Here is a 23230-nt window from a genome sequence, read left to right as displayed (position 1 = left end):
GGCTGCGATCTTTTGATCCTCACCGCTGTTCGGCAAATAGCTCTGGGTCATTCCCGCCACGTTTACGCTATAATCCCGCCCTTTAGCTGTCTCTCGCCCGGTGCGAGGGCACATCAATTTTCAAGGCGCATCGCGCCTGAATGCAGACTAAAGAGGCTAGACCCCTGTGGCATTGACGATTCTTGGCCTGTCCGGCGCCCTTAGCCATGACCCTTCAGCCGCGTTGTACATCGACGGCAAGCTGGTGGCGGCGGCTGAAGAGGAGCGTTTCGTACGCGATAAGCATGCAAAGAACCGCATGCCCTACGAATCGGCGAAGTTCTGCCTCGAACAGGCTGGCATCAAGCCGTCCGACGTTGACGTTGTAGCGATTCCGTTCGCGCCGATCAGCCTGTTCGGTGAGGCCCGCTGGCACTACGCCAAACGCTACTGGTATGCGCCGGATCGCGCCCTCGATGCGATTCTGATGGGCAACCGTCGCTACAAGCGCTATCGCAACAAGATCGTCTGGTGCCTCGAACAACTGGGTTTTGATCCGAAAAAGATCAAGATCGAGCCGGTCGAGCACCACTTGGCTCACGCCTCCAGCGCCTACCACTGTTCGGGTTTCCAAGAGAAAACCGCGATCCTCGGCATTGACGGCAAGGGCGAGTACGCCACGACCTTCTTCGGTTACGGCGAAAACGGCAAGATCCACAAGATCAAGGAATTCTTCGACCCGGACTCCCTCGGCGGCCTGTACGGCGCGATCACCGAGTTCCTCGGTTTCGAGATGCTCGACGGTGAGTTCAAGGTCATGGGCATGGCGCCGTACGGCGATGCCAGCAAATATGACTTCTCGCGTCTGGCCTCGTTCGAGAACGGCGAGCTGGTGATCAACACCGACTACGCCAACGTGATCGGCCTGCGTCGCTACAAAGAGAAGGGCAAAGGCTTCTACTTCTCGCCGAAGCTGATCGAATGGCTGGGCCCGAAACGCGAAGGCGACATCGCTGACGAGCCGTACATCCACTACGCCGCGAGCATGCAAGCGCTGTTCGAAAAGATCTCGCTGCAGATGATCGACCACTACCTGGGCGACATCCTCAAGGAAACCGGCAAGCTCGCGTTCGCCGGCGGCTGCGCGTTGAACGTCAAGCTCAACCAGAAAATCATCGCCCGCGATGACGTCAAAGAATTGTTCGTACAGCCGGCGTCCGGCGATGCCGGCACCGCTGTTGGCGCCGCCGCTTACGTGTCGCACGCCCGTGGCGTACCGGTCGAGAAGATGGAACACGTCTACCTCGGCCCGTCGTACAGCAACGAAGACGTGATCGCCGCGTGTGCCCGTCACGAGAACAAGCCGACCTGGCGCAAGCTCGACAACATGCCTGAGCAGATCGCCAAGATCATGGTCGATGGCAACCCGGTGGCCTGGTTCCAGGGCCGCATGGAGTTCGGTCCGCGCGCACTTGGTGGTCGTTCGATCATCGGCTGCCCGAGCATTCCTGGCGTGGCTGACCGCATCAACCATCAAATCAAGTTCCGCGAGCGCTGGAGGCCTTTCTGCCCGTCGATGCTCGACACCGTTGCGCCACAGATGATCAAGATCGATCACCCGGCGCCGTTCATGACCTTCACTTTCGAAGTCGCGGATGAGTGGAAAACCCGCGTGCCGGAAGTCGTCCACGAAGACGGTACCTCCCGTGCCCAGGTGCTCAAGCGCGAATACAACCCGCGCTACTACGACATGATGAAAGCGCTCGAAGTCCTCACTGGCAACGGTGTGTCGCTGAACACCTCGCTCAACCGTCGTGGCGAACCGATGATCTGCTCGCCGACCGACGCGCTGAACATGTTCTTCGGCTCCGATCTGCAGTACCTGATCATGGAAGACATTCTGGTGGTCAAAGAGGGCGCAAACGCTTATGACTCGCTCGGCTGAACGCCATGTGCTGCAGTTCTGTCACGGCTATGACGGGCCGTTCCTCGACTGCGCACGGCAGTACGCCAGCCTGTTCGCGGGCACCGGTTATCGGGTGACCACGGTCTTTCTGACCGGGGCCGCCGATAGCGAGGTGGCCGCAGCGTGTGCCTCTGATGAAGTGTTGTTCATGGAGTACAGCTCCAAGGCCATTCGTGGCCTGAAGCTGGGCGCCATCGGCGATCTGCGCAAGATCGCCGCTTCACGCAATTTCAGTTTCTGCATCGCCCATCGCTTCAAGCCGATCTACATCGCCTTGCTCGGCACGTCGCTGCCGGTGATTGGCGTGCACCACGCGTTTGACGATTACAAACGCGGTACGCGCAAATTCTTTGCGCACATTTTCCGCAAGCGCCTGAGCCTGCTTGGCGTGTCCGATGCGGTGCGCGACGACATGCGTCGTTGCCTGCCGAAATGGCCGCAAGCGCGAATTCAGACGCTGTACAACCGTATCGATCTGCCTGCGCTGCAATTTGCTCAGGTGTCTGCCCGCGAAGCCCGCGAGACCTTGGGGCTGGCGGCGGATGCGTGGATTGTCGGCAACGTCGGTCGGCTGCACCCGGACAAGGATCAGGCGACATTGCTGCACGGTTTCGCCGCCGCGCTGCCGGGTTTGCCCGACAACAGCCAACTGGTGATTCTCGGCAAGGGCCGCCTGGAACAGGATCTCAAGGAGCTGGCGCGCGAGCTGGGTATCGGCGATCGCGTGCTGTTCCTCGGGCAGGTGCCGGACGCGCGCAATTACTTCCGTGCCTTTGATGTGTTCGCCCTGAGCTCCGATTACGAACCGTTCGGCATGGTGCTGCTGGAGGCCATGGCCGCCGGTGTACCGCTGTTGGCCACGGCGTGCGGCGGGGCGAAGGAAGTGGTCGAAGGCGTGGGCATTCTGTTCCCGCTGGGCGATGCCGAGCGTCTAGCCCAAGGCTTGCAACATTTGGCCGGTATGGATGATCAACAGCGCCATCAGTGCGCCGAGATGATGCTCGAACGTCTGCGTGAGCAATTCTCCGACCGTGCGGTGCGCGACACCTTCTGGCGTCTGCCGCAAGTTATCGATCTGGCACCGAGGGGCTGATGCTCAACCGATTCCAAGGCTGGCGCGAACGTGGCTGGTCGCCCGTTGACGCCTCCACCTATGCCAGCGCCTGGCAGCAATTTGGCGGCAGTGTCGCGACGCATCCGCTGGTGGTCGAGCGCCTGGCGGATCTCGCCGGCATTCCAGTGCGCTATCTGGCCTGGGAACAGCAGGGCGAAGTCAAAGCGGCGATCCCGACCTGGGGCCGCGATCTGGCCCTGTCCAAGGACGTGCTCAAACGCAACGGCAAAAAAGGTCTGTTCGACCTCGGCAACGCCGAGCTGATCCTGCCGGCCGCCGTCGATGCCCAAGCCCCGCTGCGCCATCGCGCGCGCTACCTGTCGGCCCTCAATGAAACCCGCTTCAGCGGCATGAAGTTGCAGGCCGAACAACTGGCCATGGCCCGTACCCCCGAAGAACTGTCGAAGAAGTTTCGCTACAACCAGCGCCGCGAACTGCGTCTGCTGGAAGAGGCGGGCGGCGTGGTGCGTCCGGTCAGCGACTTCTCCAGCGTTGAACTGGCGGCGATCTACTGCGATCTGTTTCAGCGCCGCTGGGGTTTCCCCGCTACCGGCGCAGCGCGTATGGCTGATGTCATCGAGCTGCTGCGTGAGCTGCTGATCGGTTCGGTGATCTTCCTCAACGAGGCGCCGATCGCGATTCAACTGGTGTACCGCGTTGAAGCGCCGGAGTGGGTCAGCGTCGAGTACATCAATGGCGGCGTCGACCCCGAAACCCGTGAATTCAGCCCCGGCAGCGTGTTGAGCTTCCTCAATACGCAAAGCGCCTGGGAGCATGCGCGCGCGCTGAACAAGCCGTTGCGCTTTTCCTTCGGTCGCGCCGACCGTGAATACAAGGATCGCTGGTGCAATCCTGTGCCGGTGTTCACCGTATGAGTCAGCCCATGAGCCGCAAACAGCAACTGCTCAAGCGCCACCGGCGCAATAAACGCATCGGCCTGCTGATCGCACTGATCGTGTTGATCGCCATCGGTGTGCTGGTCGCCTGGTGGTTGCCGCTGCTGCTCGCGGTGGTCGGCTGGATCGCCCATGAAGCGTGGTTCGCCGATCACCTGTTTTATTCGCCGAAAGACGATTACCAGTACAGCTTTCCACCGTATACACCGCAGCCAAAGGTGCATCTGAACGGCGAGCAATTGCGCCTGGACGAAAGCGTGATGCTGGTGGATGACGCCACCCTGATTCTCTCGGTGCAGGTCAAAAGCACGTGGCTGGGACGCTTCTTCGACCCGCGCATCGAGCTGGTGGGCGGCACGAATCCTGACGCGCAAACCTTCGAGCGCGGCGTCAACGGTCTGCGCTATCTGAACCTCAGCGGTCAGGCGCAAGCCTTGTCGCAAGGCGCGCTGCGCTTGCGCGGGCGTTTCTGTCGCGTCTCCGGCGAGCCGGTGCTTTGGGCGCTTGAACAAGCGGACTATCGCCGCTCGCGAGTGATGGTGATCGCCCCGCACGCCGACGACGCCGAGCTGGCAGCCTACGGTTTGTACAGTCAGGCCGACGAAGCCTGGATTGTCACCCTGACCGCCGGCGAAATCGAAGCCGAACACTATCAGCAGATGGGCCTGAACAAGGTCGAAGCCGCGCGACTCAAGGGTCGATTGCGCGCTTGGGACAGCCTCGCGGTGCCGCGCTGGGCCGGTGTGCCGGCGGAAAATTGCGTGCAACTCGGTTATTTCTGTCTGCAACTGGCAGCGATGCAGGCAGCGCCGAATCAGGCGATGGCTTCACGCGAAGCCGATCTGAGTGATACCCGCCTGTTCCGTCAGTTGAACCCGTTCAGCTTGCCGAGCGATGTCGATGGCGCGCCGACCTGGAACAATTTGCTGGCCGACCTGCGCGAAGTGCTGCTGCGCGCACGTCCGGACGTGATCGTCCTGCCGCATCCGACGCTTGATCCGCACCCCGATCATATTTGCAGCCAACAAGCCGTGTTGCAGGTGCTCAGCAGCCTCGACTGGCAGCCAACACTGCTCGGTTACGCCAACCATCTGCACGACAACGATCGCTGGCCGATGGGCAATGCCGGTGACGGCATCGCGCTGCCGCCGGCTTTCGACGCCGCCGTACCCATGCAGCCGTTGTGCCTGCCACTGACGGTTGAGCAGCAACGTGACAAGGCCATGGCGCTGGGCATGATGCATGACTTGCAGCCGCCAGCACCGTTCAAGCGTCGTTTGCGCCGCTCGATCCAGCGTTTGCTGGCCGGTCGCAAGCCGTCGGTGTACGGCGAAAACGAATTTTTTCGAAAAGCGGTCAGACGCCAGGAATTGCTTTGGCTGCTGAAACCGGGTGAATCAGGCGTCAATCGGGGAGATTTATGAGTCAACGGTCGAAGGTGCTGCAGTTGCAGCCTGACTACAACGTCAAAGCCCATGATTTCGCCGACCTTGCCGAGCAGATCGTCAAGGCGCTGCCGTCGGATCGTTATGAGATCACCGCTGCGTTTCTGCGCGGCAAACCCGCGCCCGGTGAACCGGTGAGTCGTGCGGATCACTCGGTGTATTTCGAGTTTTCCGATAAGTCCCTCAAAGGCATGCGTTTGCGTGCGATGTGGGCGCTGTACAAGTTCTGCCGCCGCGAGAAGTTCGACGTGGTCATCTGCAACCGCTTTAAACCGGTGAACATGATGCTCACCCTGAACCGCTGGTTGAAGGTGTCGCTGTGCATTGGCATCTCCCACGGTTTTGGCGAGTACGACCGCTTCTATCGTCGTCGTCAGACTCAGCGTTTGATCGACCGCCACTGGCGCTTCGTCGGTGTCTCTCCGGCGGTTAAACAATACCTGCTGGACTGCGATTGCGGGTTCACCGACCAGAACACGTATGCAATCACCAACGCTATTGATATTGAACAGGCCGAAGGCTTGCAGCACAGCCGCGAAAAAGCGCGCGAGCTGCTCGGCATCGACCCGAATGTGCGCCTGATCGGTGCGCTGGGGCGGTTGGTCTCGGTCAAGGGCCATACCTATCTGTTGCAGGCCTTTGCCGCGCTGAAAGACAAATACCCGAACACCCAGTTGGCAATCATTGGTGCCGGGCGCCTGCAAGCGCCGCTGGCCGCCGAGATCGAGCAACTGGGCCTGAGCGGTCGCGCGCACCTGCTCGGTTTCAAGGAAAACGCCCTGCAATACGTGCGTGCCTTTGATCTCTGGACCATGCCGTCGCTGGCCGAAGGTTTGGGGCTGGCCCTGCTCGAAGGCATGAGCGGGCATTTGCCGGTGATCGCCTCGAACGTGCCGGCGATGTTGCCGCTGATCGAAGGCGCTGGCGGTCTGGCAATTACGCCCAAGGATGTACCGAGTATTGTCGCGGCGCTGGATCAGTACCTCGCGTTGTCCGATGACGAACTCAAGGCCAAGGGCGAACAAGCCTACCGCTATCTGCAGGAACAGCATGACATCGAGGTGTTCCGTCAGGAGTATCTGGACCTGATCGACTCTGGCCTGGAACAAGCGCGCAAGGTGCAGCCATGAGCGAACAGGAAGCCATGAGCGAAGCCAATGCCCTCGTCACCGTGATCATCGCTTCGTACAACCACGGCCCGTATATCGAGGAAAGCATTCTCAGCGTCCTCAAACAGACCTACCAGAACATCGAACTGCTGGTGATCGATGACGGCTCGACGGATGACAGCGTCGAGCGCATCAACGCCTTGCAGGCGCAGTACGGTTTCGATTTCCGTGTGCAGCAGAATCAGGGCCTGACCAACACGCTCAATGGCGCCATCGCGCGCGCGAAGGGCAGCCTGATCGTGCCGTTCGGCTCCGACGACATCATGTACCCGGAGCGCATCGCGACTCAGGTGGCGTATATGGACGGCAAGCCAGAGGTCGGGATTTGCGCCGGCAACATCGAGTTGATGGACGCAGATGGCAACCTCTACCCGGAAAAACGCCAGCGTCGCGATGTGCCGTTCCGTCGCCTCGACTTCGATGACATGTTCCTTGAGCGCAAGCCTTACCCGCCGGCCCCGACCTTGATGATCCGCCGCGAAGCGCTGGACAAGGTTGGTGGCTTCGATCCGACGATTCGCCTCGAAGACCTGTACATCGAGTTGAAGGTGACCCGTGCCGGTTACTTCATCGACGGCTTGAACGTGGTGATGGCGCGCTATCGCAAGCACGCCACCAATTCGTACAAGAATCACCGCTTCATGATCGAAAGCATCCTGCGCATCTATGCGTTGTTCAGCGATCATCCGCTGTACGACGAAGTGCGTTACAAGGCACTGAATTCGATGTTCCTCAAGACCGCCAACCGCAATCGCAAGCTGGCCCGCGAGCTGCTGGCGCAGATCCCGTTCAAGGCGTGGAACAAGAAGACCTGGCGCGGTCTGGGGCGTTTGCTGTTTTCGCCGCTGGAAAAGGACTGAAGCCGCTGCCGCTCGCGATCAGCGAGCGGCTTTCTCCGACAGGCGCTTTTCGCCTTTCTGGCGCTGGCGCAGCCAGTGCAGGAGTTTCTTGCCGGCGGCCATTCCTGGCAGTTCGATGTACAGGAACGTTGCGCTGCTGATCACAATCAACAAGCAGGTACATGCCGCCACCAGCGGCAGATAGACCCACGCTTCAGTAGCGTCCAGGTTCAGCATCAGCGGCAGGCGCTGCACCATCAGCCACAGTACGAAACCGTGCAGCAGATAGGTGCTGTAGCTGATCTCGCCGAGCCAGCGGATGCTGCGCGGCTTCAATACGCCGAACAGGGAATTGCCGGAAGCGACGATCACGAAGAACAACGACAGCAGAAACAGCGGCGCTGCCTTGAACGCACGATTGAACGCGGTAAAGGCGATCACCAGTGCCAGCAAAGCGATAAACCCGGCCAGACGCGTGCGGCTCCACGCCACCAGCGCGGGTCGACGAATCCAGTACGCCGCGGCGATACCACCGAGAAAGCTGGCGAGGAAATGCTTCTTCAGCGAGTGCTCCCAGCCCACGACCTGATACAGGGCGTAAATGCCGACCAGGCACAGCACTACTTGCAGCCAACTGCCGCGATAGATGAAGACCAATCCGGCCAGCGGCAGTGCCAAATAGAAAAACACCTCATAAGCCAGCGTCCAGGTGACGTTGGAAATCAGCATGCCGGTCTGGGGGTATTGGTTGATGTCGGGTCGGTCGAAGGTCAGCCACGCCAGAATCTGCTTGAACAGTTGTACGCCGGGCTCTTTCAGTTCCCAGTTCTGCAGATGGAACACGGTGACGAAGACGATCAGCATCAGCGGCAGGTACAACGGATACAGGCGAAACACGCGCGAAATCCCGAACGCCAGCCAGTCATGCTGTCGACCCTGGGCCAGCAGGCGATTCCAGAACAGAAACCCGGTGATCATGAAAAACAGCGCGACGCTGCCCTGACCCAGCATCGAGTAAAAGTTGCTCGGCGGAAACTCGAACACCCCGGTGCGCAGGAAAATCCAGGTAATGACCGAGTGGTGCACGAACACGCCAAACGCCAGGTAGCCGCGCAGACCATCGATGCTTGCATAGCGGCTTTCGCCGGAATGCTGCAGGTGACGGGCAATTTTTGGCACCGCGCGCAACAACAGCGCAGCGGATACGATCGCCAGCAGATAGGCTGCCAGCGCAATCAACGGGTTGGTTTCGTTCATCAATGAACCTGGGCCGGAGTGTTGCCGGCCAGCACTTGCTTGTGCAGATTATCCACAGCGGATTTCGACGCCATCGTGGCGTACCCCTGGAGCAGCGCTTCGAAGTGATCCTCGAACAGCCAGCGCTTGTCGACGGTGTAACGTTGCATGTGGCGCAGATTGCGCTGACGCAAGGACAGACTGAGCGGGGTAGGGTAGACCCGCAGATCGGCCAGATCAATCAGGCCGAATTCGCCATCCTCCAGCACCAGTACGTTGCCCAGATGCAGCGAGCGGAAGTACACACCCTTCTCATGCAGTTGCGCCATGAACTTGCCAAAGCGCTCGACCAGCGCCTGGCGAACCGCGGGCGCGGTGATGCTTTGCAACACCTGACGCAGCGTGTGGCCCGGCAACGGTGCGTAATGCACCGCGCTGCTGCCGTCGGCCAGGCGATACAGATTCAACACCTGCGGGGTAGGAATGCCCATCTGGCGCAATTGTTCGCTATTGACTGCAAAGCGTTCGGAATACGGGTTGAAGCTGCCCGAGGTGTACCAGCGGCGACGGCGGAACAGCTTGAGGAACGTGCCGTCGTTCAGGCGCAGGACTTTCGGGCCGAGGCCGTCCTCTTCAATGATTTGCGCCTCGCGACTCATGCCTTGCAGGTCGGTTGCCGAGAGCTTTTGCACCGGCAAGGTGAGCAGGCGGCGTGCGCGCTGATTGATGCTCAGTGCCGCGATCAGTGCCAGCGGGATCCACAGCAGGAACCAGTGCTCCTTGGGCCGCGAAATGATCCCGCCGCCCTCGGTCAGCCCGGCGCCGATACCGAACACCAGCAGGGTCGAGGCCATGATCAACAGCGGCTGCACACGCTGGCGCCAACTGCTGAGCAAGCCCCAGGCAAGGAAGAACAGCCACGGCAGCAGCCCGAAGATGCCGACGTAAAACAGCACGCCGAGGACAAAGCTGTGCGGTTCCTGAAAGTTGTAACCGACGCCCGGGTCGATCGCCAGACTGGCGTTGTAGCCATGGCCGATCCACGGATGTTCGCCGATCAGGTGCAGAACCTGTTGCCAGATTTCCAGCCGGTAAGAGTCGCCTCGTTCGATGATCATCTGCGAAAAAGCGGTCAGCACTGCAATGCCGCTGGCTGCCAGCGCTGCCAGCAAACCCAGCGAACGCCGATTCCAGCAGATGAAGCAGAGCCACAGCGCGGCCATGGTCAGCGCCACCAGTGGCGTTCGGGAGCCAGTGCCAATCACCGCCATGAACATGATCGCCATGGCCGGCACGCTGAGCCACATCATCTGGCGGCGCTTGCAGGTCATGGTCACGGCGAGCCAGTAGGCACTGAAAAAACCGAACAGGTGCGAACTCAGCAGTGGGTTGTCGAAGGCCCCACCGCCCACCAGGCGCATGCCGGGTTCATAGACTCGGGCGAACTGGAACAGGAAGCACGTCGTGGCAATCAGTGCGACCAGGGCGGCGGTAAACAGCAGCGGTTGCAGGATGTCATTGCGGTACCGCACCAGCAGATAAGAGCCGGCAAACAGCAGCAAGGTGTGCAGCGGCGGTTTGAACATGCCGCCGACCGGTTCTCCGCCAGGCCCCCAACTGAGGCTGAGCAAGGCCCAGGCGACAAACAGCAGAAGGGCGATGAAGATCGGCTCGCGCAGCAGCTCCTTGAGCTCGCGCGGACGCAGGCACAGGGCAATCAGCGCGGGAATGCTGAACAGCCCGTAAAACAGCTTGTGATGCACACTTCGGCCCGGCAGGAAAAACAGCGCGCACAAGAGCAAGAGATAGCCGGTGGGAAGAATCCACAGGCTAATGAAATCGAAGACTCGATTGGACGTACTGCTGAAGCCGCGAAGTTGCATGCTGTGAGATTCAATCCTGAAGTTGATCGACCATTCGGATGATGGCTATTTGATGCTGAAAAAGTTGCTTAACAATAACAGCCTTTCGCCGATTGCCAGAACCCTGAAGAAGCTGTGCTAAAGTCAGCGTCCTTTTTATCGACTCTCGCGTGATATGACCGACTCCAGTCCTGCCGCAAGCCCTTCGAGCTTGAAAATCTACTTCCGCCTGCTCGGCTATGTCCGGCCGTACATCAGTCTGTTCCTGATCAGCATCGTCGGATTCCTGATTTTCGCCTCGACCCAGCCGATGCTTGGTTACATTCTCAAGTACTTCGTCGACGGCCTGTCGAACCCTGAAGCGGTGCTGTTTCCGACCGTACCTTACCTGCGTGACCTGCAATTGTTGCAGGCCGTTCCGCTGCTGATCATCCTGATCGCCGCGTGGCAGGGGCTGGGATCTTATCTGGGCAACTACTTTCTGGCCAAGGTTTCCCTCGGCCTGGTACATGACCTGCGCGTGCAGTTGTTCAACAACCTGCTGGTCCTGCCCAACCGCTACTTCGACAAGCATAACTCCGGTCATCTGATTTCGCGTATCACCTTCAACGTGACCATGGTCACGGGGGCGGCAACAGATGCGATCAAGGTCGTAATTCGTGAAGGCATGACCGTGATCTTCCTGTTCGCGTCCCTGCTGTTCATGAACTGGAAACTGACGCTGGTGATGGTCGCGATCCTGCCGCTGATCGCCGTGATGGTGCGCACCGCGAGCAAGAAATTCCGCAAGCAGAGCAAGAAGATCCAGCTGGCCATGGGCGACGTCACTCACGTGGCCTCGGAAACCATCCAGGGCTATCGCGTGGTGCGCAGCTTCGGCGGCGAAGTCTATGAAGAGAAACGCTTCCTCAAGGCCAGCCAGAGCAACACCGACAAGCAGTTGCGCATGACTCGTACCGGCGCGATCTACACGCCGATGCTGCAACTGGTGATCTACAGCGCCATGGCCGTGCTGATGTTCCTCGTGTTGTACCTGCGCGGTGACGCGTCGGCCGGTGACATGGTGGCTTACATCACCTTGGCGGGCCTGCTGCCGAAACCGATTCGCCAATTGTCCGAAGTCAGCTCGACCATCCAGAAAGGCGTGGCCGGTGCGGAAAGCATTTTCGAACAACTGGACGTGACGCCTGAAGTCGACACCGGCACCGTCGAGCGCGATGCCGTGACCGGTCGTCTGGATGTGCGCAACCTGAGCTTCACCTACCCGGACACCGAGCGTCAGGTACTCGACAACATCAGCTTCTCGGTGGAACCGGGGCAGATGGTCGCGCTGGTCGGTCGCTCCGGCAGCGGCAAGTCGACGCTGGCCAATCTGATTCCGCGCTTCTATCACCACGACAAGGGCGAGATCCTCATCGACGGTGTGGAAGTCGAAAACTACAAACTGCTCAACCTGCGTCGTCATATTGCTCAGGTGACCCAGCACGTGACCCTGTTCAGCGACACTGTGGCCAATAACATCGCCTATGGCGATCTGGCCGGCGCGCCGCGTGAGGACATCGAGAAAGCCGCGCGTGATGCCTATGCCATGGACTTCATCGCGCAACTGCCCGAGGGCCTCGACACTCAGGTCGGCGAGAATGGCGTGCTGCTTTCCGGCGGTCAGCGTCAACGTCTGGCGATTGCCCGTGCATTGCTCAAGAACGCGCCGCTGCTGATTCTCGACGAGGCCACCTCGGCCCTCGACACCGAGTCCGAGCGTCATATTCAGGCGGCACTCGATCAAGTCATGAAGGGTCGCACCACGCTGGTGATCGCGCACCGTCTGTCGACCATCGAGAAGGCTGACCTGATTCTGGTCATGGATCAGGGCCGCATCGTTGAGCGCGGCACCCACGATGAGCTGCTGGCGCAAAACGGTTACTACGCCCGTCTGAACGCCATGGGCCTCGATGCCCCGGCTGAAGACATCGCCTGATAATGTTCACGCGGCCCGGTAGGAGCTGCCGCAGGCTGCGATCTTTTGATCTGTTTTCATAGAAGCAAGATCAAAAGATCGCAGCCTTCGGCAGCTCCTACATGGAAAGTGGATTGCAGTTGTGGGACGTTGTTTGTATCCAGACCTTTACCCTTCTTGACCAAACCGGCATAAAACCGGGCACCGCGCTTGTTAAGGTTCCTCAACGAACTCTTACATCTATCGAGGGGGCCATCCCCGTCGCGCGGGTACTCTCATGTTGCAACGCTATCTGTGGAAACTGCTGCCCAAGCCGCAGCGGGCCTTCCTGCTGGGGCGCTTGTCGGTGGTTGATCGGCAGGTCGTGAACAAGTCGATGTCGGCCAGTGTGGCGTTTCCAAAGGCTTTCCAGCAGCACGCGTGTCTGTTCATTCATGTGCCCAAGTGCGCCGGCAGCAGTGTCTGTGAAGCGATGTTCGACGGCTGGCGTCCGGGGCATCTGCCGTTGTACTGGTATCAGGAGCAGTTTCCCCAGCAGTTTGCCTCGACTTACAAGTTTGCTTTCGTCAGGGATCCGCTGGAGCGTGCGTACTCGGCGTTTGCGTTTCTGCGCGGTAATGAACTGAGTGGCCGCGATCAGGCTGCGCAGCAACTGGTCAGGCAGTACCGGGATTTCGACGATTTTGTCTTGCGCTGGCTACATCCCGACAATATCTCCCGGCAATTGCACTTTGCTGCGCAAACCGATTTCCTCACCGACTCGCTGGGGCATCTGGCACTGGATTTCATCGGCTATCAGGAGCATTTGCAGCGCGACTTTCAGTTGGTCTGCGAGCAATTGGGGCTGGCCAGCCAGTTGCCCCACGTCAACAGCTCCCGGCAACGTCAGCCAATCCCCGCACGTGAATTTTGCACCGCGCGCACCCGGCGACTGGTGAAGCGGGCCTATCAGCGTGACTACGAGTTGCTCGGCTATGAATGAATCCCTGTCGCTGCCGGCGCCAGCGCCGGCCATTCGCCCTTATGGTCTGGCGCTGTCGCATCAGGCCCGCGCCATGATCAAGGGGCAGCGTCCGCGTTGCCTGTGGCTGACCGGATTTTCCGGTGCCGGCAAATCGACGCTGGCCAATGCGCTGGAGTTATATCTGCATCAATTTGATCTGCACACGTTTTTGCTCGATGGCGACAATGTGCGCAGTGGGCTGTGCTGCGATCTGGGCATGGGCGATGCCTGTCGCCGCGAGAACATTCGGCGTATGGCCGAAGTGGCGCGGCTGATGGTCGATGCCGGGTTGATCGTGATCGTCGCGGCCATCTCGCCGTTTCGCGCCGAGCGTGAGGCTGCGCGCCGACTGTTTGCGCCGGAGGATTTTATCGAGGTGCATGTCAGTACCTCGTTGCAGGTCTGTGCGCGGCGCGATCCGAAAGGGTTGTATCAAGCGGTTCGCGAGGGCCGGATCAGCAACTTCACCGGCGTCGACAGTCCCTACGAGGCGCCGCTGAATGCGGAGTGTCGAATCGACACCGACGCCCTTGAACTGCCTGAGGCGTGCCAGCAGTTGGCGGCGGTTGTGCTCAAAAAATGAGCAGAAAACCCACCTGTTTCATCCTGTTGCAGCCTGCGCGCAAGCCGGCGCCAACCCTGTGTTAATATCGCGCCCCTGTTCATTTTGTATGTGGGTTGCTCCATGAAGTTGTCCATGCCGCGATTCGATCAAGCCCCTGTCTTGGTGGTCGGCGATGTCATGCTCGACCGTTACTGGCATGGTGGTACCTCACGGATTTCCCCTGAGGCGCCGGTGCCGGTCGTTAAAGTCGAGCAAATCGAAGACCGTCCGGGCGGCGCTGCCAACGTTGCCTTGAACATTGCCGCGCTGGGTGCGCCGGCGTCGCTGGTCGGTGTGACCGGCGATGACGAAGCCGCCGACAGCCTGAGCAACAGTCTCAAGGGCGCGGGTGTGCGTGCGCTGTTCCAGCGCATTGCGCATCAACCGACCATCGTCAAACTGCGGGTCATGAGCCGGCACCAGCAACTGCTGCGTATCGACTTTGAAGAACCGTTTGCCACTGATGCACTGGCCCTGGCCTCGCAGGTCGAAGACTTGCTCGAAGGCATCAAGGTGCTGGTGCTGTCGGACTACGGCAAAGGCGCGCTGAAAAACCATCAGGTGCTGATCCAGGCCGCACGTGCCAAAGGCATTCCGGTGCTGGCCGATCCGAAGGGCAAGGATTTCTCGATCTACCGTGGCGCCAGCCTGATCACGCCGAACCTCAGCGAATTCGAAACCATCGTCGGCGGCTGTGCCGATGAGCACGAGTTGGTGAGCAAGGGCGCGACCCTGATGCACGACCTCGAGCTCGGCGCGTTGCTGGTGACCCGTGGCGAACACGGCATGACCCTGTTGCGCCCGGATCATCCGGCACTGCACTTGCCGGCACGTGCCCGTGAAGTGTTCGACGTCACCGGTGCCGGCGATACCGTGATTTCGACGTTGGCGGCAGCAATTGCAGCGGGCGAAGAACTGCCTCACGCGGTGGCGCTGGCCAATCTGGCAGCCGGCATTGTTGTTGGCAAACTCGGTACGGCGGCGATCAGCGCCCCGGAGCTACGCCGCGCGATTCAGCGTGAAGAAGGCTCCGAGCGTGGCGTGCTGGGTCTGGAGCAACTGCTGCTGGCGGTTGACGATGCCCGTGCGCACAACGAGCGGATCGTCTTCACCAATGGCTGCTTCGACATCCTCCATGCTGGCCATGTGACCTACCTGGAACAGGCGCGCGCGCAAGGCGATCGCCTGATCGTCGCGATCAACGATGACGCCTCGGTCAGCCGTCTGAAAGGCCCGGGTCGTCCGATCAACAGTGTCGACCGACGCATGGCGGTACTCGCCGGTCTGGGCGCAGTAGATTGGGTGATCAGCTTCCCTGAAGGCACGCCGGAAAACCTGCTGCGCGAGGTCAAGCCGGATGTGTTGGTCAAGGGTGGGGATTACGGCATCGAGCAGGTGGTTGGCGCGGATATCGTCACCGCTTACGGCGGTACGGTGAAAGTGCTGGGGCTGGTGGAAAACAGCTCGACCACGGCGATTGTGGAAAAAATCCGCAAGTCCTGATGAAGGACAATTGTGGCGAGGGGATTTATCCCCGTTCGGCTGCGCAGCAGTCGTGAAACCGGTCACCGCGATTAATCTCAATCACCGCGGTCACGGGTTTTGGGGCGGCTTCGCCACCCAACGGGGATAAATCCCCTCGCCACAAGGTTATGGTGAAACCTTCAAATCGCTTTGCGCGGTACGATTTTTTTCAGCAGTTGCCTGGCCTTGCCGCGCAACCGCGCCAGACCAGTCGCCTTCTCCGGTGGCGTCAGTCCCTGCTGACGCAACCAGTCCTTCCAGCGAATCCGCTCATCGCGCACCAGCCAGCCCTCCTGGCGGGCAAAGCTTTCCGCCAGATACAAACCACGGGTACTCGCCGGGTACAGTTGATCCTTTTTCAGGGTGTACAACTCCGGCAACGGTTGGCCGTCCTGCAACGGCATCAGATAAAGATCCGGTCGCTTGCGATCCAGTCGCGCCACCAGTTGATCACCTTCCAGTCGTTCATCGACATGAAACAGGCTCAGGGATTTGGCTTCCTTGGGCACGTCCAGGCGCAGGTCGTAGATCAATTGCAACGATGCGGTCGGCAGATGCACATAGGCGCGTGGTCGTTCCAGCAATTGCAGATTGGCGCAGCGCACCGGCCGTGCAGACCCGGACAACGGAGTCAGGCGAAACGGCAAGGCCTCACGATAATGCAGGGCAGATGAGTAGGGCGCCGGCAGCCAGGTGTCGTTGAAACGCCCGCCGAGCCAGCCTTCAGGCGTTTCCAGCAAACACTCTTCAGCAATTTCCTGAATCGCCGTGTGCAGCGGAATGTTCAACTCGTGCGCCGGCACGTAGCCGGAAATCAGCTTGAGCACCACGTCGCCGCGATCTTGCCGGCGCTGGCGCACCAGCACCCAGTAATCGCGATTCTGCCAATGCAGGGTCACGCGCACCGACACACCGAGGTTGGCCAACTCCAGCGAGAAGCGCTCGGCATCGGCGACGCTCACCGGTTTGCGCCGCTGCAAGGTCTGGGCGAAGTTCAGCGGCATGCCGACGCTCTGGTAGGTCAGGCCTTCGGGCGTGGCTTCGACGAACAGCGGCAGGGTCTTGAAGTTGCTCGGGTTCTTTCTGATGAGCGTGCGCGGCATATCGGCTCCTGCTTAAGGCCGCGAAGCGGCGTCAGTGACCACGCAGGACCTGGGCTACGGTCGCAACGTTGTGGGCGAGGTGCAGCGGATTGATCGTGCCGACAATAGCACTGGCCACGCCAGGCTGCGCGAACAGCAACTCAAAACTGGCGCGCACCGGATCGACTCCCGGGCTCAGGCAAACGTGACCGCTGGCCAGCGCCTTTTTCACCAGAATGGCTTTGCCGTGGGCAGCAGCATAGTCAATGACAGCTTTCTCGTTTTGTTCGTTCAGATTGTAGGTGACCATCGCGCAATCGCCCTGCTCCAGTGCTTTCAGGCCACCCTCGACGGTTTTGCCGGAAAAGCCGAAGCCGCCAATCTTGCCCTCGGCCTTGAGCGCGGCGAGTGTCGCGTAAACCTCTTCGTGCTCGAGGATCGCCATGTCGTTGCCGTCGGAATGCACCAGCAGCAGATCGATAAAATCCGTTTCCAGACGTTTCAGGCTGCGCTCAACCGACATGCGCGTGTGCGCAGCGCTGAAGTCGTGGTGCGACACGCCATCGGCAAACTCCTCGCCGACCTTGCTGACAATCACCCAGTCCTGACGCTGACCGCGCAACAGAGGGCCGAGGCGTTCTTCGCTGCGACCGTAGGCCGGGGCGGTGTCGATCAGGTTGATGCCCAGTTCGCGCGCCTGGCGCAGCAGCATTCGCGCTTCGTCGTCGCCGGGGATCTGAAAACCGTTGGGGTATTTCACGCCTTGGTCGCGGCCGAGTTTGACCGTGCCCAGGCCCAGCGGCGAAACCGTCAGACCGGTGCTGCCCAGTGGACGGTGGAAGTCGTGCAGGGTTGGAAGGCTCATGGCAGCAATTGCTCCCAGGCGGGAACGCCCATCGGTGGTTTCGGCAAGGCCGGCAATGGTTCGCTGGCTTGTGGCTGGATGCCGTCGCGTTCGAGAGAAGCGATCACGCGGTCAGCGAAGTCCGGCGCCAGCGCCAATTTGGTCGGCCAGCCGACCAGCAACCGGCCCTGCTCGGCGAGGAAGGCATTATCGGGGCGTGTCAGCCCGGTTTGCAGCGGTTCGGCGCGGTCGACGCGCAGGGTCGCCCATTGCGTGGTGCTGAGGTCGATCCACGGCAGCAACTGGGCGATTTCCTTTTGCGCGGTGGCGATCTGCTCGGCCGGTTCGCGGTGTACGCCTTCGCTTTCGGCGATGTCGCCGCCCATGTACCAGACCCACTGACCGTCAGCCGCCGGGTGCGTGGTCACGGTGATGCGCGGTTTGGTGCCGCCACCCAGGCAGTGCGCGTACAGCGGTTTCAGGCCTGGGCCTTTGGCGATGATCATGTGCAGCGGCCGGCGTTGCATGGCCGGCTGGCTCAGGCCGAGGTCTTCAAGCAATTGCGCGGTACCGGCGCCGGCGCTGAGGACGATGCGCTGGGCGCGGATCTCGCGGCCGTCGACTTTCAGACCGACCAGCACGCCCGCTTCCAGCAGCGGCTCGATGGTTTGCCCGGCGAGCAGGCCATCACCGGCCAGATCGGCCAGGCGCTGGATCAGGCTCGGCACATCGACCACCAGTTCGGCGAGGCGGTAGACCTTGCCCTTGAAGCGCTTGTTTTGCAGGGCCGCCGGTAATTGCTCGCCCTTGACCTGATCGACGCGGCCGCGCACGGCTTTGCTGGCGAAGAAACTGGTGAGGTTGCCGGCGAGGGTGCCGGGCGACCACAGGTAGTGAGCTTCGGAGAGCAGGCGCACGCCGGACAGGTCCAGCTCGCCGTTGCCGGCCAGCGCTTCACGCCAGCGGCGCGGCATGTCGGCGATGGCTTCCGAGGCGCCGGTCAGCGCACCGTGCAGCGCGTACTTGGCGCCGCCGTGGATGATCCCCTGCGACTTCACACTCTGCCCGCCGCCGAGGCTGGCGCTTTCCACCAGCACGGTCGAAAAACCCTGACGGCGCAGACGCGCGTTCAGCCAGAGGCCGGCGACACCAGCGCCGACAATCAGAACGTCGGTGGAAATAACGGATGGCATGCAGCGACCTCAGGTGTTCAAGACGAGGGCGCAGTATACAGACTCGGGAAAGAGGGGGATTTGTCGATGATCAACAGAGGGAGCGCAAACCTGTAGGAGTGAGCCTGCTCGCGATGCGTTCTATCAGACGACATAAATGTTGAATGACAGATCGCTATCGCGAGCAGGCTCACTCCTACAGGGGGATGTGTTTTGTCTTTAGTGGCCGGCGGTTTTCGAGAACAGCTGGATGACGACGACGCCCAGCACGATCAAGGCCATCCCGAGCATCGCCGGGATATCCAGTTTCTGCCCGTAAATGAACAGCGCCGCAACGCTGACCATCACGATGCCCATGCCGGCCCATACCGCGTAGGCCACGCCAACGGGAACGGTGCGCACCACCAGGATCAACATCCAGAACGCGATGGCGTAGCCCACGATCACCACCAGCAGAGGCAGCGGCGTGCTGAAGCCTTTGACCGCTTTCATCGAAACGGTGGCCATGACTTCGGCGCAAATAGCGATGGCAAGGTAGGCGTAGGCGTTCATGGGTATTCCTCAAGTGGAGCGTTACTGTCTGAGGTCGGCATTTTAGTGATTCTTCAGATGCGGTAAAGTCATTACCTATCTGTTTGAAAGATGGGTTAGGCGAGCAGCATGCAGTGGAATCTAGATCAATTACGCACATTTATCGCGGTCGCCGATCAACGCTCGTTCTCCGCCGTGGCGCGTCAGCAGCGCAAGGCGCAGTCGGCGATCAGCAGTGCTGTCGCGATGCTCGAGGACGATCTGGGCGTCAGCCTGTTCGAGCGAAGCAGCGGTCGTCAGCCAACCCTCACTGAAGCAGGTGAAGCGTTACTCGAAGAAGCGCGGGAAGTGCTGCGCCAGTGCGAACGCCTCAACGGCCGGGCCATGGCGATGATGCGCGGTCAGGAAGCGCAATTGCGCGTGGCGCAGGATGAAGCGATGCCGTATCAGGCGCTGGTGGAAAGCTTCGGCGCCCTGGCCGAACAATTTCCCAGCCTCGAAGTGCAGCTGACCAGCGCCGCCCAGGGCGAAGTCGCGCGCAAACTGGTCGAGCGCCGTGCTGACCTCGGCCTGCTGTTCTATCACGATGAAATCCCCGAAGCGCTGGAGCGCCGAGTCCTTGGTAGCGTCGAAATGGTCACCGTCTGCGGGATCAATCATCCGTTGGCGACGCAGAGCTATGTCACATGTCAGCAGATGGCGCAGCATCGGCAATTGTTGATGTCGACCCAAACCAGCGTCTACCCCGGCAACGAACCGGCCAGCCCGCAAGTCTGGCGCGCCGACAGCTACTACGTGATGGCCGAATGGCTGGTGCGCGATCTCGGTTGGGCGTGGTTGCCGCGCCACGTCGTGCAGTACTCGGCATATCAGGGGTTGATGGTCGAACTCGACAGCGAATGGACGCCGCCGGCGCTGGTGGTGGAACTGGTCTGGCGCCGTGACGAGCCGCTTGGCCCGGCGGCGCGTTGGCTGGCGGAGCGTTTTGCCGTGCACTTGCGGGCGATCGGCGACAAAAGTCGATAAACTCCGCCGCCATGAATAGAACTCTATACACCGCGCTGTTTTACCTGGGGCTGCCATTGGTGGCGATTCGGCTGTGGCTGCGGGCGCGCAAGGCGCCGGCGTATGCCAAGCGGATTGGCGAACGTTTCTCCTACGGCATGTCGACGCTGCAACCCGGCGGCATCTGGGTGCACGCGGTGTCGGTGGGCGAGAGCATCGCTGCGGCGCCGATGATCCGCGCTCTGCTGCAACGTTATCCACAACTGCCGATCACCGTAACCTGCATGACGCCGACCGGTTCGGAACGCATTCAGGCGCTGTTCGCCAATGAGCCACGCATCCAGCATTGCTACCTGCCGTATGACTTGCCGTGTGCGGCGGCGCGGTTTCTTGATCGCGCACAGCCGAAACTGGCAGTGATCATGGAAACCGAACTGTGGCCCAACCACATTCACCAGTGCGCCAAGCGCGGGATTCCGGTGGCGCTGGCCAATGGACGCTTGTCCGAGCGTTCGGCACGCGGTTATGGGCGGTTCCGCAAACTGACCGCACCGATGCTCGCCGAGATGAGCCTGTTTGCCGTGCAGACCGAAACCGAAGCCCAGCGCTTCCGGGATCTGGGCGCGCGCCCGGAGACGGTTGAGGTCACCGGTTCGATCAAGTTCGACCTGACCATCGACCCGCAACTGCTGCAACGTGCCGCTGAATTGCGTGGGCAATGGCAAGCACAAGAGCGTCCGGTGTGGATCGCCGCCAGCACCCATGAAGGCGAAGACGAAGTGGTGCTCGATGCCCATCGCCGTTTGCTGGCCAATCACCCGGATGCGTTGCTGATTCTGGTGCCGCGTCATCCTGAGCGTTTCAACTCGGTGTTCGAACTGTGTCAGCGCGAAGGTTTTGCCACGCTGCGACGCTCGACCGGGGCGAATGTCGATGGGCAGACTTCTGTACTGCTCGGCGACACCATGGGCGAGTTGCTGTTTCTGTATGCCTTGGCCGACAGTGCGTTTGTCGGCGGCAGTCTGGTGGCGAACGGCGGGCACAATTTGCTGGAGCCCGCAGCCTTGGCGAAACCGGTGCTCAGCGGCCCGCACCTGTTCAACTTCCTCGACATCGCCGCACAGTTGCGCGAAGCCGGGGCGTTGGCAGAGGTCGATGATGCTGAAGGGCTGGCGGTGGAAGTGCAGCGTTTGTTTGAATTGCCGCGTGATGCGCAGCGCATGGCCGAGGCCGGGCTGGCGGTGATGCGCCGCAACCAGGGCGCGTTGCAGCGCTTGCTGGATGGCTTGGCGCGGCTGATCAAATAGTTGCTTGGAATATTACTGTGGCGAGGGGATTTATCCCCGTTGGGTTGCGAAGCAGCCCCAAAACCATTCACCGCGGTGATTCAGCAAAACCCTGTTCACCGGTATTGCGACTGCTGCGCAGCCGAACGGGGATAAATCCCCTCGCCACAGGGGATTCATTCCAGATTGTTTATGGGCGGGCCTTGAGTTGTTCTTCTGCAGCCTTGGCCAGATCCGGCGGCAGGAAATCCTTGTCCGGGTTGTAGTCGGCTTTCAGATAGCGTCGCAGATCTTCCAGATCCCCCGGGTTCAACGTCCCCGCCGCCTGTTTCAAGCGCAGGTTGTCGAGAATGTAATCGTAGCGAGTGTTGTTGTAGTTGCGCACCGAGGTGTACAGCTGACGCTGCGCATCGAGCACGTCAACGATGTTGCGCGTTCCCACCTGATAACCGATTTCCGTGGCTTCCACCGCGCTCTGGTTGGAAATGATCGATTGCTTGCGCGCCTGCACCTGCTCAACATCGGTGTTCACCGCGCGGTGCAGATTGCGGGTGTTCTCAACGATCTGCCGACGCAGCGATTCGCGCTGCTGCTCGCTCTGATCCAGTTGCGCATACGACTGACGCACTTGCGAACTGGTCAGACCGCCGCTATAGATCGGGATGTTCAGCTGCAGTCCGACGGTGGTCTGTTCAACGTTGCCACCGTAAGGCGCACCGAACGAGTTCGGGTTGGCGAAACCGAGGGCGTCGTTGTCACCTTTTTCGTATTTGGCCACCGCGTCGAGGGTCGGCAAGTGACCGGCCTTGCGCTGCTTCAATGTCTCTTCCGCCGAGCTGACGGCGTAGTTACTGGCCAGCAAATTCAGGTTCTGGCGCGCCGCCGTATCGACCCACGATTTGGCATCGTTCGGCGCTGGCGGCAGGATCGGCAGCGAGTGGACGATGCCCTGAATCGAGTTGTACTGACGGTTGGTCAGGGTGATCAGCGCTTCAAACGCATCATCTACCTGACGCTGCGCCACGATGCGGTTAGCCCGTGCGGTGTCGTAACTGGCTTGCGATTGCAGGACGTCGGTCTTGTCCGACAGGCCGACATCGAAGCGTTCGTTGGACTGATCGAGCTGGCGCTTGAACGCGGCTTCTTCAGCCTTGGTCGAGGCCAGGTTGTCCTGGCTGCGCAGCACGTTGAAATAGCTTTCGGCCGATTGCAGGATCAGGTTCTGCTCGGTTGCCGACAGTTGCAGCGCGGCTTGCTCGTTGACGTCCTTGGCGGCCTGGTACTGGAACCAGCGATCAGCGCGGAACAGCGGCTGGGCGAGGGTCGCCTGATACGAGTGAGCGCTGCGGTTGGCGATGGCCGAAGGCTGATCGATCGAGGTGCGCACATTGGCGGTTTCGGCGCCGCCGGACAGGTTCGGCAGCAAGCCGGCGCGGGCCTGGGGCACCACTTCTTTCTGTGCGCCGTACTGGGCGCGGGCGGCGGCCAGATCGGCGTTGTTGTCGACCGCTTCCTGATAGACGCTGACCAGATCGGTTTTGGTCGACAAGGGCGCTTCTGCTGCCCAGGCCATTGCGTTGGACGCACAAGACACGGCAACAGCCAGTGAGAGTTTGCGCAGCATGAGGCGATCCCTAGCATTAATATTATGGAAGTAATCCGGGCGCCAAAGGTAAGGCGCAGGCCCCACAGCGTCAAGGCGTGGCGGGGCAAAGC

The 23230-nt window shown here is 60.8% G+C and carries 19 protein-coding genes; 12 read left to right on the top strand and 7 right to left on the bottom strand.

The genetic code is table 11. The features are described 5' to 3' along the window. Nucleotides 1-166 precede the first annotated feature (166 nt). From PMI37_RS06625 to PMI37_RS06600, 6 genes are read left to right on the top strand one after another with little or no spacing between them, the layout of a single operon-like run. Nucleotides 167-1924: a carbamoyltransferase family protein gene (locus PMI37_RS06625; RefSeq protein ID WP_008079282.1), complete on the top strand. Its 1758-nt coding sequence runs from the start codon at nucleotides 167-169 to the stop codon at nucleotides 1922-1924. Next, nucleotides 1908-3038, top strand: coding sequence for a glycosyltransferase (locus tag PMI37_RS06620; protein ID WP_008079280.1), 1131 nt, complete (start codon nucleotides 1908-1910; stop codon nucleotides 3036-3038). The genes PMI37_RS06625 and PMI37_RS06620 overlap by 17 nt, the downstream gene beginning before the upstream one ends. Then, complete coding sequence (locus PMI37_RS06615) at nucleotides 3038-3934, top strand: antimicrobial resistance protein Mig-14 (RefSeq protein WP_008079279.1); 897 nt, start codon at nucleotides 3038-3040, stop codon at nucleotides 3932-3934. Before PMI37_RS06620 ends, PMI37_RS06615 begins: the two co-directional genes overlap by 1 nt. Before the next feature lie 8 nt (nucleotides 3935-3942). After that, nucleotides 3943-5379: a PIG-L family deacetylase gene (locus tag PMI37_RS06610; protein ID WP_008079277.1), complete on the top strand. Its 1437-nt coding sequence runs from the start codon at nucleotides 3943-3945 to the stop codon at nucleotides 5377-5379. Continuing rightward, on the top strand, nucleotides 5376-6530 hold the full coding sequence (locus PMI37_RS06605; protein ID WP_008079275.1) for a glycosyltransferase: 1155 nt from the start codon (nucleotides 5376-5378) through the stop codon (nucleotides 6528-6530). Before PMI37_RS06610 ends, PMI37_RS06605 begins: the two co-directional genes overlap by 4 nt. Nucleotides 6531-6544: 14 nt before the next feature. Beyond that, complete coding sequence (locus PMI37_RS06600) at nucleotides 6545-7429, top strand: glycosyltransferase (protein ID WP_045123043.1); 885 nt, start codon at nucleotides 6545-6547, stop codon at nucleotides 7427-7429. Between the two features lie 18 nt (nucleotides 7430-7447). Here PMI37_RS06600 and PMI37_RS06595 read toward each other — a convergent pair whose 3' ends face one another. Next, nucleotides 7448-8665, bottom strand: coding sequence for an acyltransferase family protein (locus PMI37_RS06595; protein ID WP_008079271.1), 1218 nt, complete (start codon nucleotides 8663-8665; stop codon nucleotides 7448-7450). Beyond that, nucleotides 8665-10527 (bottom strand): bifunctional O-antigen ligase/aminoglycoside phosphotransferase family protein, encoded by a 1863-nt coding sequence (locus PMI37_RS06590; RefSeq protein ID WP_008079270.1) that lies wholly within the window; start codon nucleotides 10525-10527, stop codon nucleotides 8665-8667. The genes PMI37_RS06595 and PMI37_RS06590 overlap by 1 nt, the downstream gene beginning before the upstream one ends. A 154-nt stretch (nucleotides 10528-10681) precedes the next feature. On the opposite strand from PMI37_RS06590, the gene msbA reads away from it, so the two are divergent. The 4 genes from msbA to hldE all read left to right on the top strand — a co-directional run bounded on the left by msbA (nucleotide 10682) and on the right by hldE (nucleotide 15573). Then, nucleotides 10682-12484, top strand: coding sequence for a lipid A export permease/ATP-binding protein MsbA (gene msbA, locus PMI37_RS06585; protein WP_008079269.1), 1803 nt, complete (start codon nucleotides 10682-10684; stop codon nucleotides 12482-12484). A 256-nt stretch (nucleotides 12485-12740) separates the two neighbouring features. Then, nucleotides 12741-13445, top strand: a complete 705-nt coding sequence (locus PMI37_RS06580; protein WP_008079268.1) for a sulfotransferase family 2 domain-containing protein — start codon at nucleotides 12741-12743, stop codon at nucleotides 13443-13445. Then, nucleotides 13438-14049, top strand: a complete 612-nt coding sequence (gene cysC / locus PMI37_RS06575) for an adenylyl-sulfate kinase (protein ID WP_008079266.1) — start codon at nucleotides 13438-13440, stop codon at nucleotides 14047-14049. The genes PMI37_RS06580 and cysC overlap by 8 nt, the downstream gene beginning before the upstream one ends. A 102-nt stretch (nucleotides 14050-14151) precedes the next feature. After that, nucleotides 14152-15573, top strand: a complete 1422-nt coding sequence (gene hldE / locus PMI37_RS06570; RefSeq protein ID WP_008079264.1) for a bifunctional D-glycero-beta-D-manno-heptose-7-phosphate kinase/D-glycero-beta-D-manno-heptose 1-phosphate adenylyltransferase HldE — start codon at nucleotides 14152-14154, stop codon at nucleotides 15571-15573. 161 nt (nucleotides 15574-15734) lie between these two features. Here hldE and PMI37_RS06565 read toward each other — a convergent pair whose 3' ends face one another. From PMI37_RS06565 to PMI37_RS06550, 4 genes are all read right to left on the bottom strand, one after another. Beyond that, nucleotides 15735-16697 carry a hypothetical protein gene (locus PMI37_RS06565; protein ID WP_008079262.1) on the bottom strand — a complete coding sequence of 321 codons (963 nt, stop codon included), beginning with the start codon at nucleotides 16695-16697 and terminating at the stop codon, nucleotides 15735-15737. Nucleotides 16698-16728: 31 nt separating this feature from the next. Continuing rightward, complete coding sequence (locus tag PMI37_RS06560; RefSeq protein ID WP_008079260.1) at nucleotides 16729-17541, bottom strand: aldo/keto reductase; 813 nt, start codon at nucleotides 17539-17541, stop codon at nucleotides 16729-16731. Next, nucleotides 17538-18713 (bottom strand): NAD(P)/FAD-dependent oxidoreductase, encoded by a 1176-nt coding sequence (locus tag PMI37_RS06555; protein WP_008079258.1) that lies wholly within the window; start codon nucleotides 18711-18713, stop codon nucleotides 17538-17540. Before PMI37_RS06555 ends, PMI37_RS06560 begins: the two co-directional genes overlap by 4 nt. Before the next feature lie 198 nt (nucleotides 18714-18911). Beyond that, nucleotides 18912-19244: a DMT family transporter gene (locus PMI37_RS06550; protein WP_008079257.1), complete on the bottom strand. Its 333-nt coding sequence runs from the start codon at nucleotides 19242-19244 to the stop codon at nucleotides 18912-18914. A gap of 108 nt (nucleotides 19245-19352) precedes the next feature. On the opposite strand from PMI37_RS06550, the gene PMI37_RS06545 reads away from it, so the two are divergent. Together PMI37_RS06545 and waaA are read left to right on the top strand one after the other, a co-directional pair. Then, nucleotides 19353-20249: a LysR family transcriptional regulator gene (locus PMI37_RS06545; protein WP_008079256.1), complete on the top strand. Its 897-nt coding sequence runs from the start codon at nucleotides 19353-19355 to the stop codon at nucleotides 20247-20249. Nucleotides 20250-20260: 11 nt separating this feature from the next. Beyond that, the gene (gene waaA, locus PMI37_RS06540) at nucleotides 20261-21535 is read left to right on the top strand and encodes a lipid IV(A) 3-deoxy-D-manno-octulosonic acid transferase (RefSeq protein ID WP_008079255.1); all 1275 of its coding nucleotides are present in this window, start codon (nucleotides 20261-20263) and stop codon (nucleotides 21533-21535) included. Nucleotides 21536-21704: 169 nt separating this feature from the next. Here the strand turns inward: waaA and PMI37_RS06535 are convergent, their stop codons facing one another. Further along, nucleotides 21705-23138 carry a TolC family outer membrane protein gene (locus PMI37_RS06535; protein ID WP_008079254.1) on the bottom strand — a complete coding sequence of 478 codons (1434 nt, stop codon included), beginning with the start codon at nucleotides 23136-23138 and terminating at the stop codon, nucleotides 21705-21707. Nucleotides 23139-23230 lie beyond the last annotated feature (92 nt).

It is taken from the genome of Pseudomonas sp. GM80 (assembly GCF_000282515.1).
Lineage (GTDB): Bacteria > Pseudomonadota > Gammaproteobacteria > Pseudomonadales > Pseudomonadaceae > Aquipseudomonas.
The sequence above is the reverse complement of the archived record's forward strand: the minus strand, read 5'-3'. Positions and strand labels throughout refer to the sequence as shown.

Bases quoted from the DNA above. Each gene is read 5' to 3' on its own strand.
- PMI37_RS06535 (WP_008079254.1), bottom strand. From the start codon at position 23,138: ATGCTGCGCAAACTCTCACTGGCTGTTGCCGTGTCTTGTGCGTCCAAC.
- PMI37_RS06595 (WP_008079271.1), bottom strand. From the start codon at position 8,665: ATGAACGAAACCAACCCGTTGATTGCGCTGGCAGCCTATCTGCTGGCG.
- PMI37_RS06605 (WP_008079275.1), top strand. From the start codon at position 5,376: ATGAGTCAACGGTCGAAGGTGCTGCAGTTGCAGCCTGACTACAACGTC.
- hldE (WP_008079264.1), top strand. From the start codon at position 14,152: ATGAAGTTGTCCATGCCGCGATTCGATCAAGCCCCTGTCTTGGTGGTC.
- PMI37_RS06550 (WP_008079257.1), bottom strand. From the start codon at position 19,244: ATGAACGCCTACGCCTACCTTGCCATCGCTATTTGCGCCGAAGTCATG.
- PMI37_RS06560 (WP_008079260.1), bottom strand. From the start codon at position 17,541: ATGAGCCTTCCAACCCTGCACGACTTCCACCGTCCACTGGGCAGCACC.
- msbA (WP_008079269.1), top strand. From the start codon at position 10,682: ATGACCGACTCCAGTCCTGCCGCAAGCCCTTCGAGCTTGAAAATCTAC.
- PMI37_RS06615 (WP_008079279.1), top strand. From the start codon at position 3,038: ATGCTCAACCGATTCCAAGGCTGGCGCGAACGTGGCTGGTCGCCCGTT.
- waaA (WP_008079255.1), top strand. From the start codon at position 20,261: ATGAATAGAACTCTATACACCGCGCTGTTTTACCTGGGGCTGCCATTG.
- PMI37_RS06545 (WP_008079256.1), top strand. From the start codon at position 19,353: ATGCAGTGGAATCTAGATCAATTACGCACATTTATCGCGGTCGCCGAT.
- PMI37_RS06555 (WP_008079258.1), bottom strand. From the start codon at position 18,713: ATGCCATCCGTTATTTCCACCGACGTTCTGATTGTCGGCGCTGGTGTC.
- PMI37_RS06600 (WP_045123043.1), top strand. From the start codon at position 6,545: ATGAGCGAAGCCAATGCCCTCGTCACCGTGATCATCGCTTCGTACAAC.
- cysC (WP_008079266.1), top strand. From the start codon at position 13,438: ATGAATGAATCCCTGTCGCTGCCGGCGCCAGCGCCGGCCATTCGCCCT.
- PMI37_RS06610 (WP_008079277.1), top strand. From the start codon at position 3,943: ATGAGCCGCAAACAGCAACTGCTCAAGCGCCACCGGCGCAATAAACGC.
- PMI37_RS06590 (WP_008079270.1), bottom strand. From the start codon at position 10,527: ATGCAACTTCGCGGCTTCAGCAGTACGTCCAATCGAGTCTTCGATTTC.
- PMI37_RS06580 (WP_008079268.1), top strand. From the start codon at position 12,741: ATGTTGCAACGCTATCTGTGGAAACTGCTGCCCAAGCCGCAGCGGGCC.
- PMI37_RS06565 (WP_008079262.1), bottom strand. From the start codon at position 16,697: ATGCCGCGCACGCTCATCAGAAAGAACCCGAGCAACTTCAAGACCCTG.
- PMI37_RS06620 (WP_008079280.1), top strand. From the start codon at position 1,908: ATGACTCGCTCGGCTGAACGCCATGTGCTGCAGTTCTGTCACGGCTAT.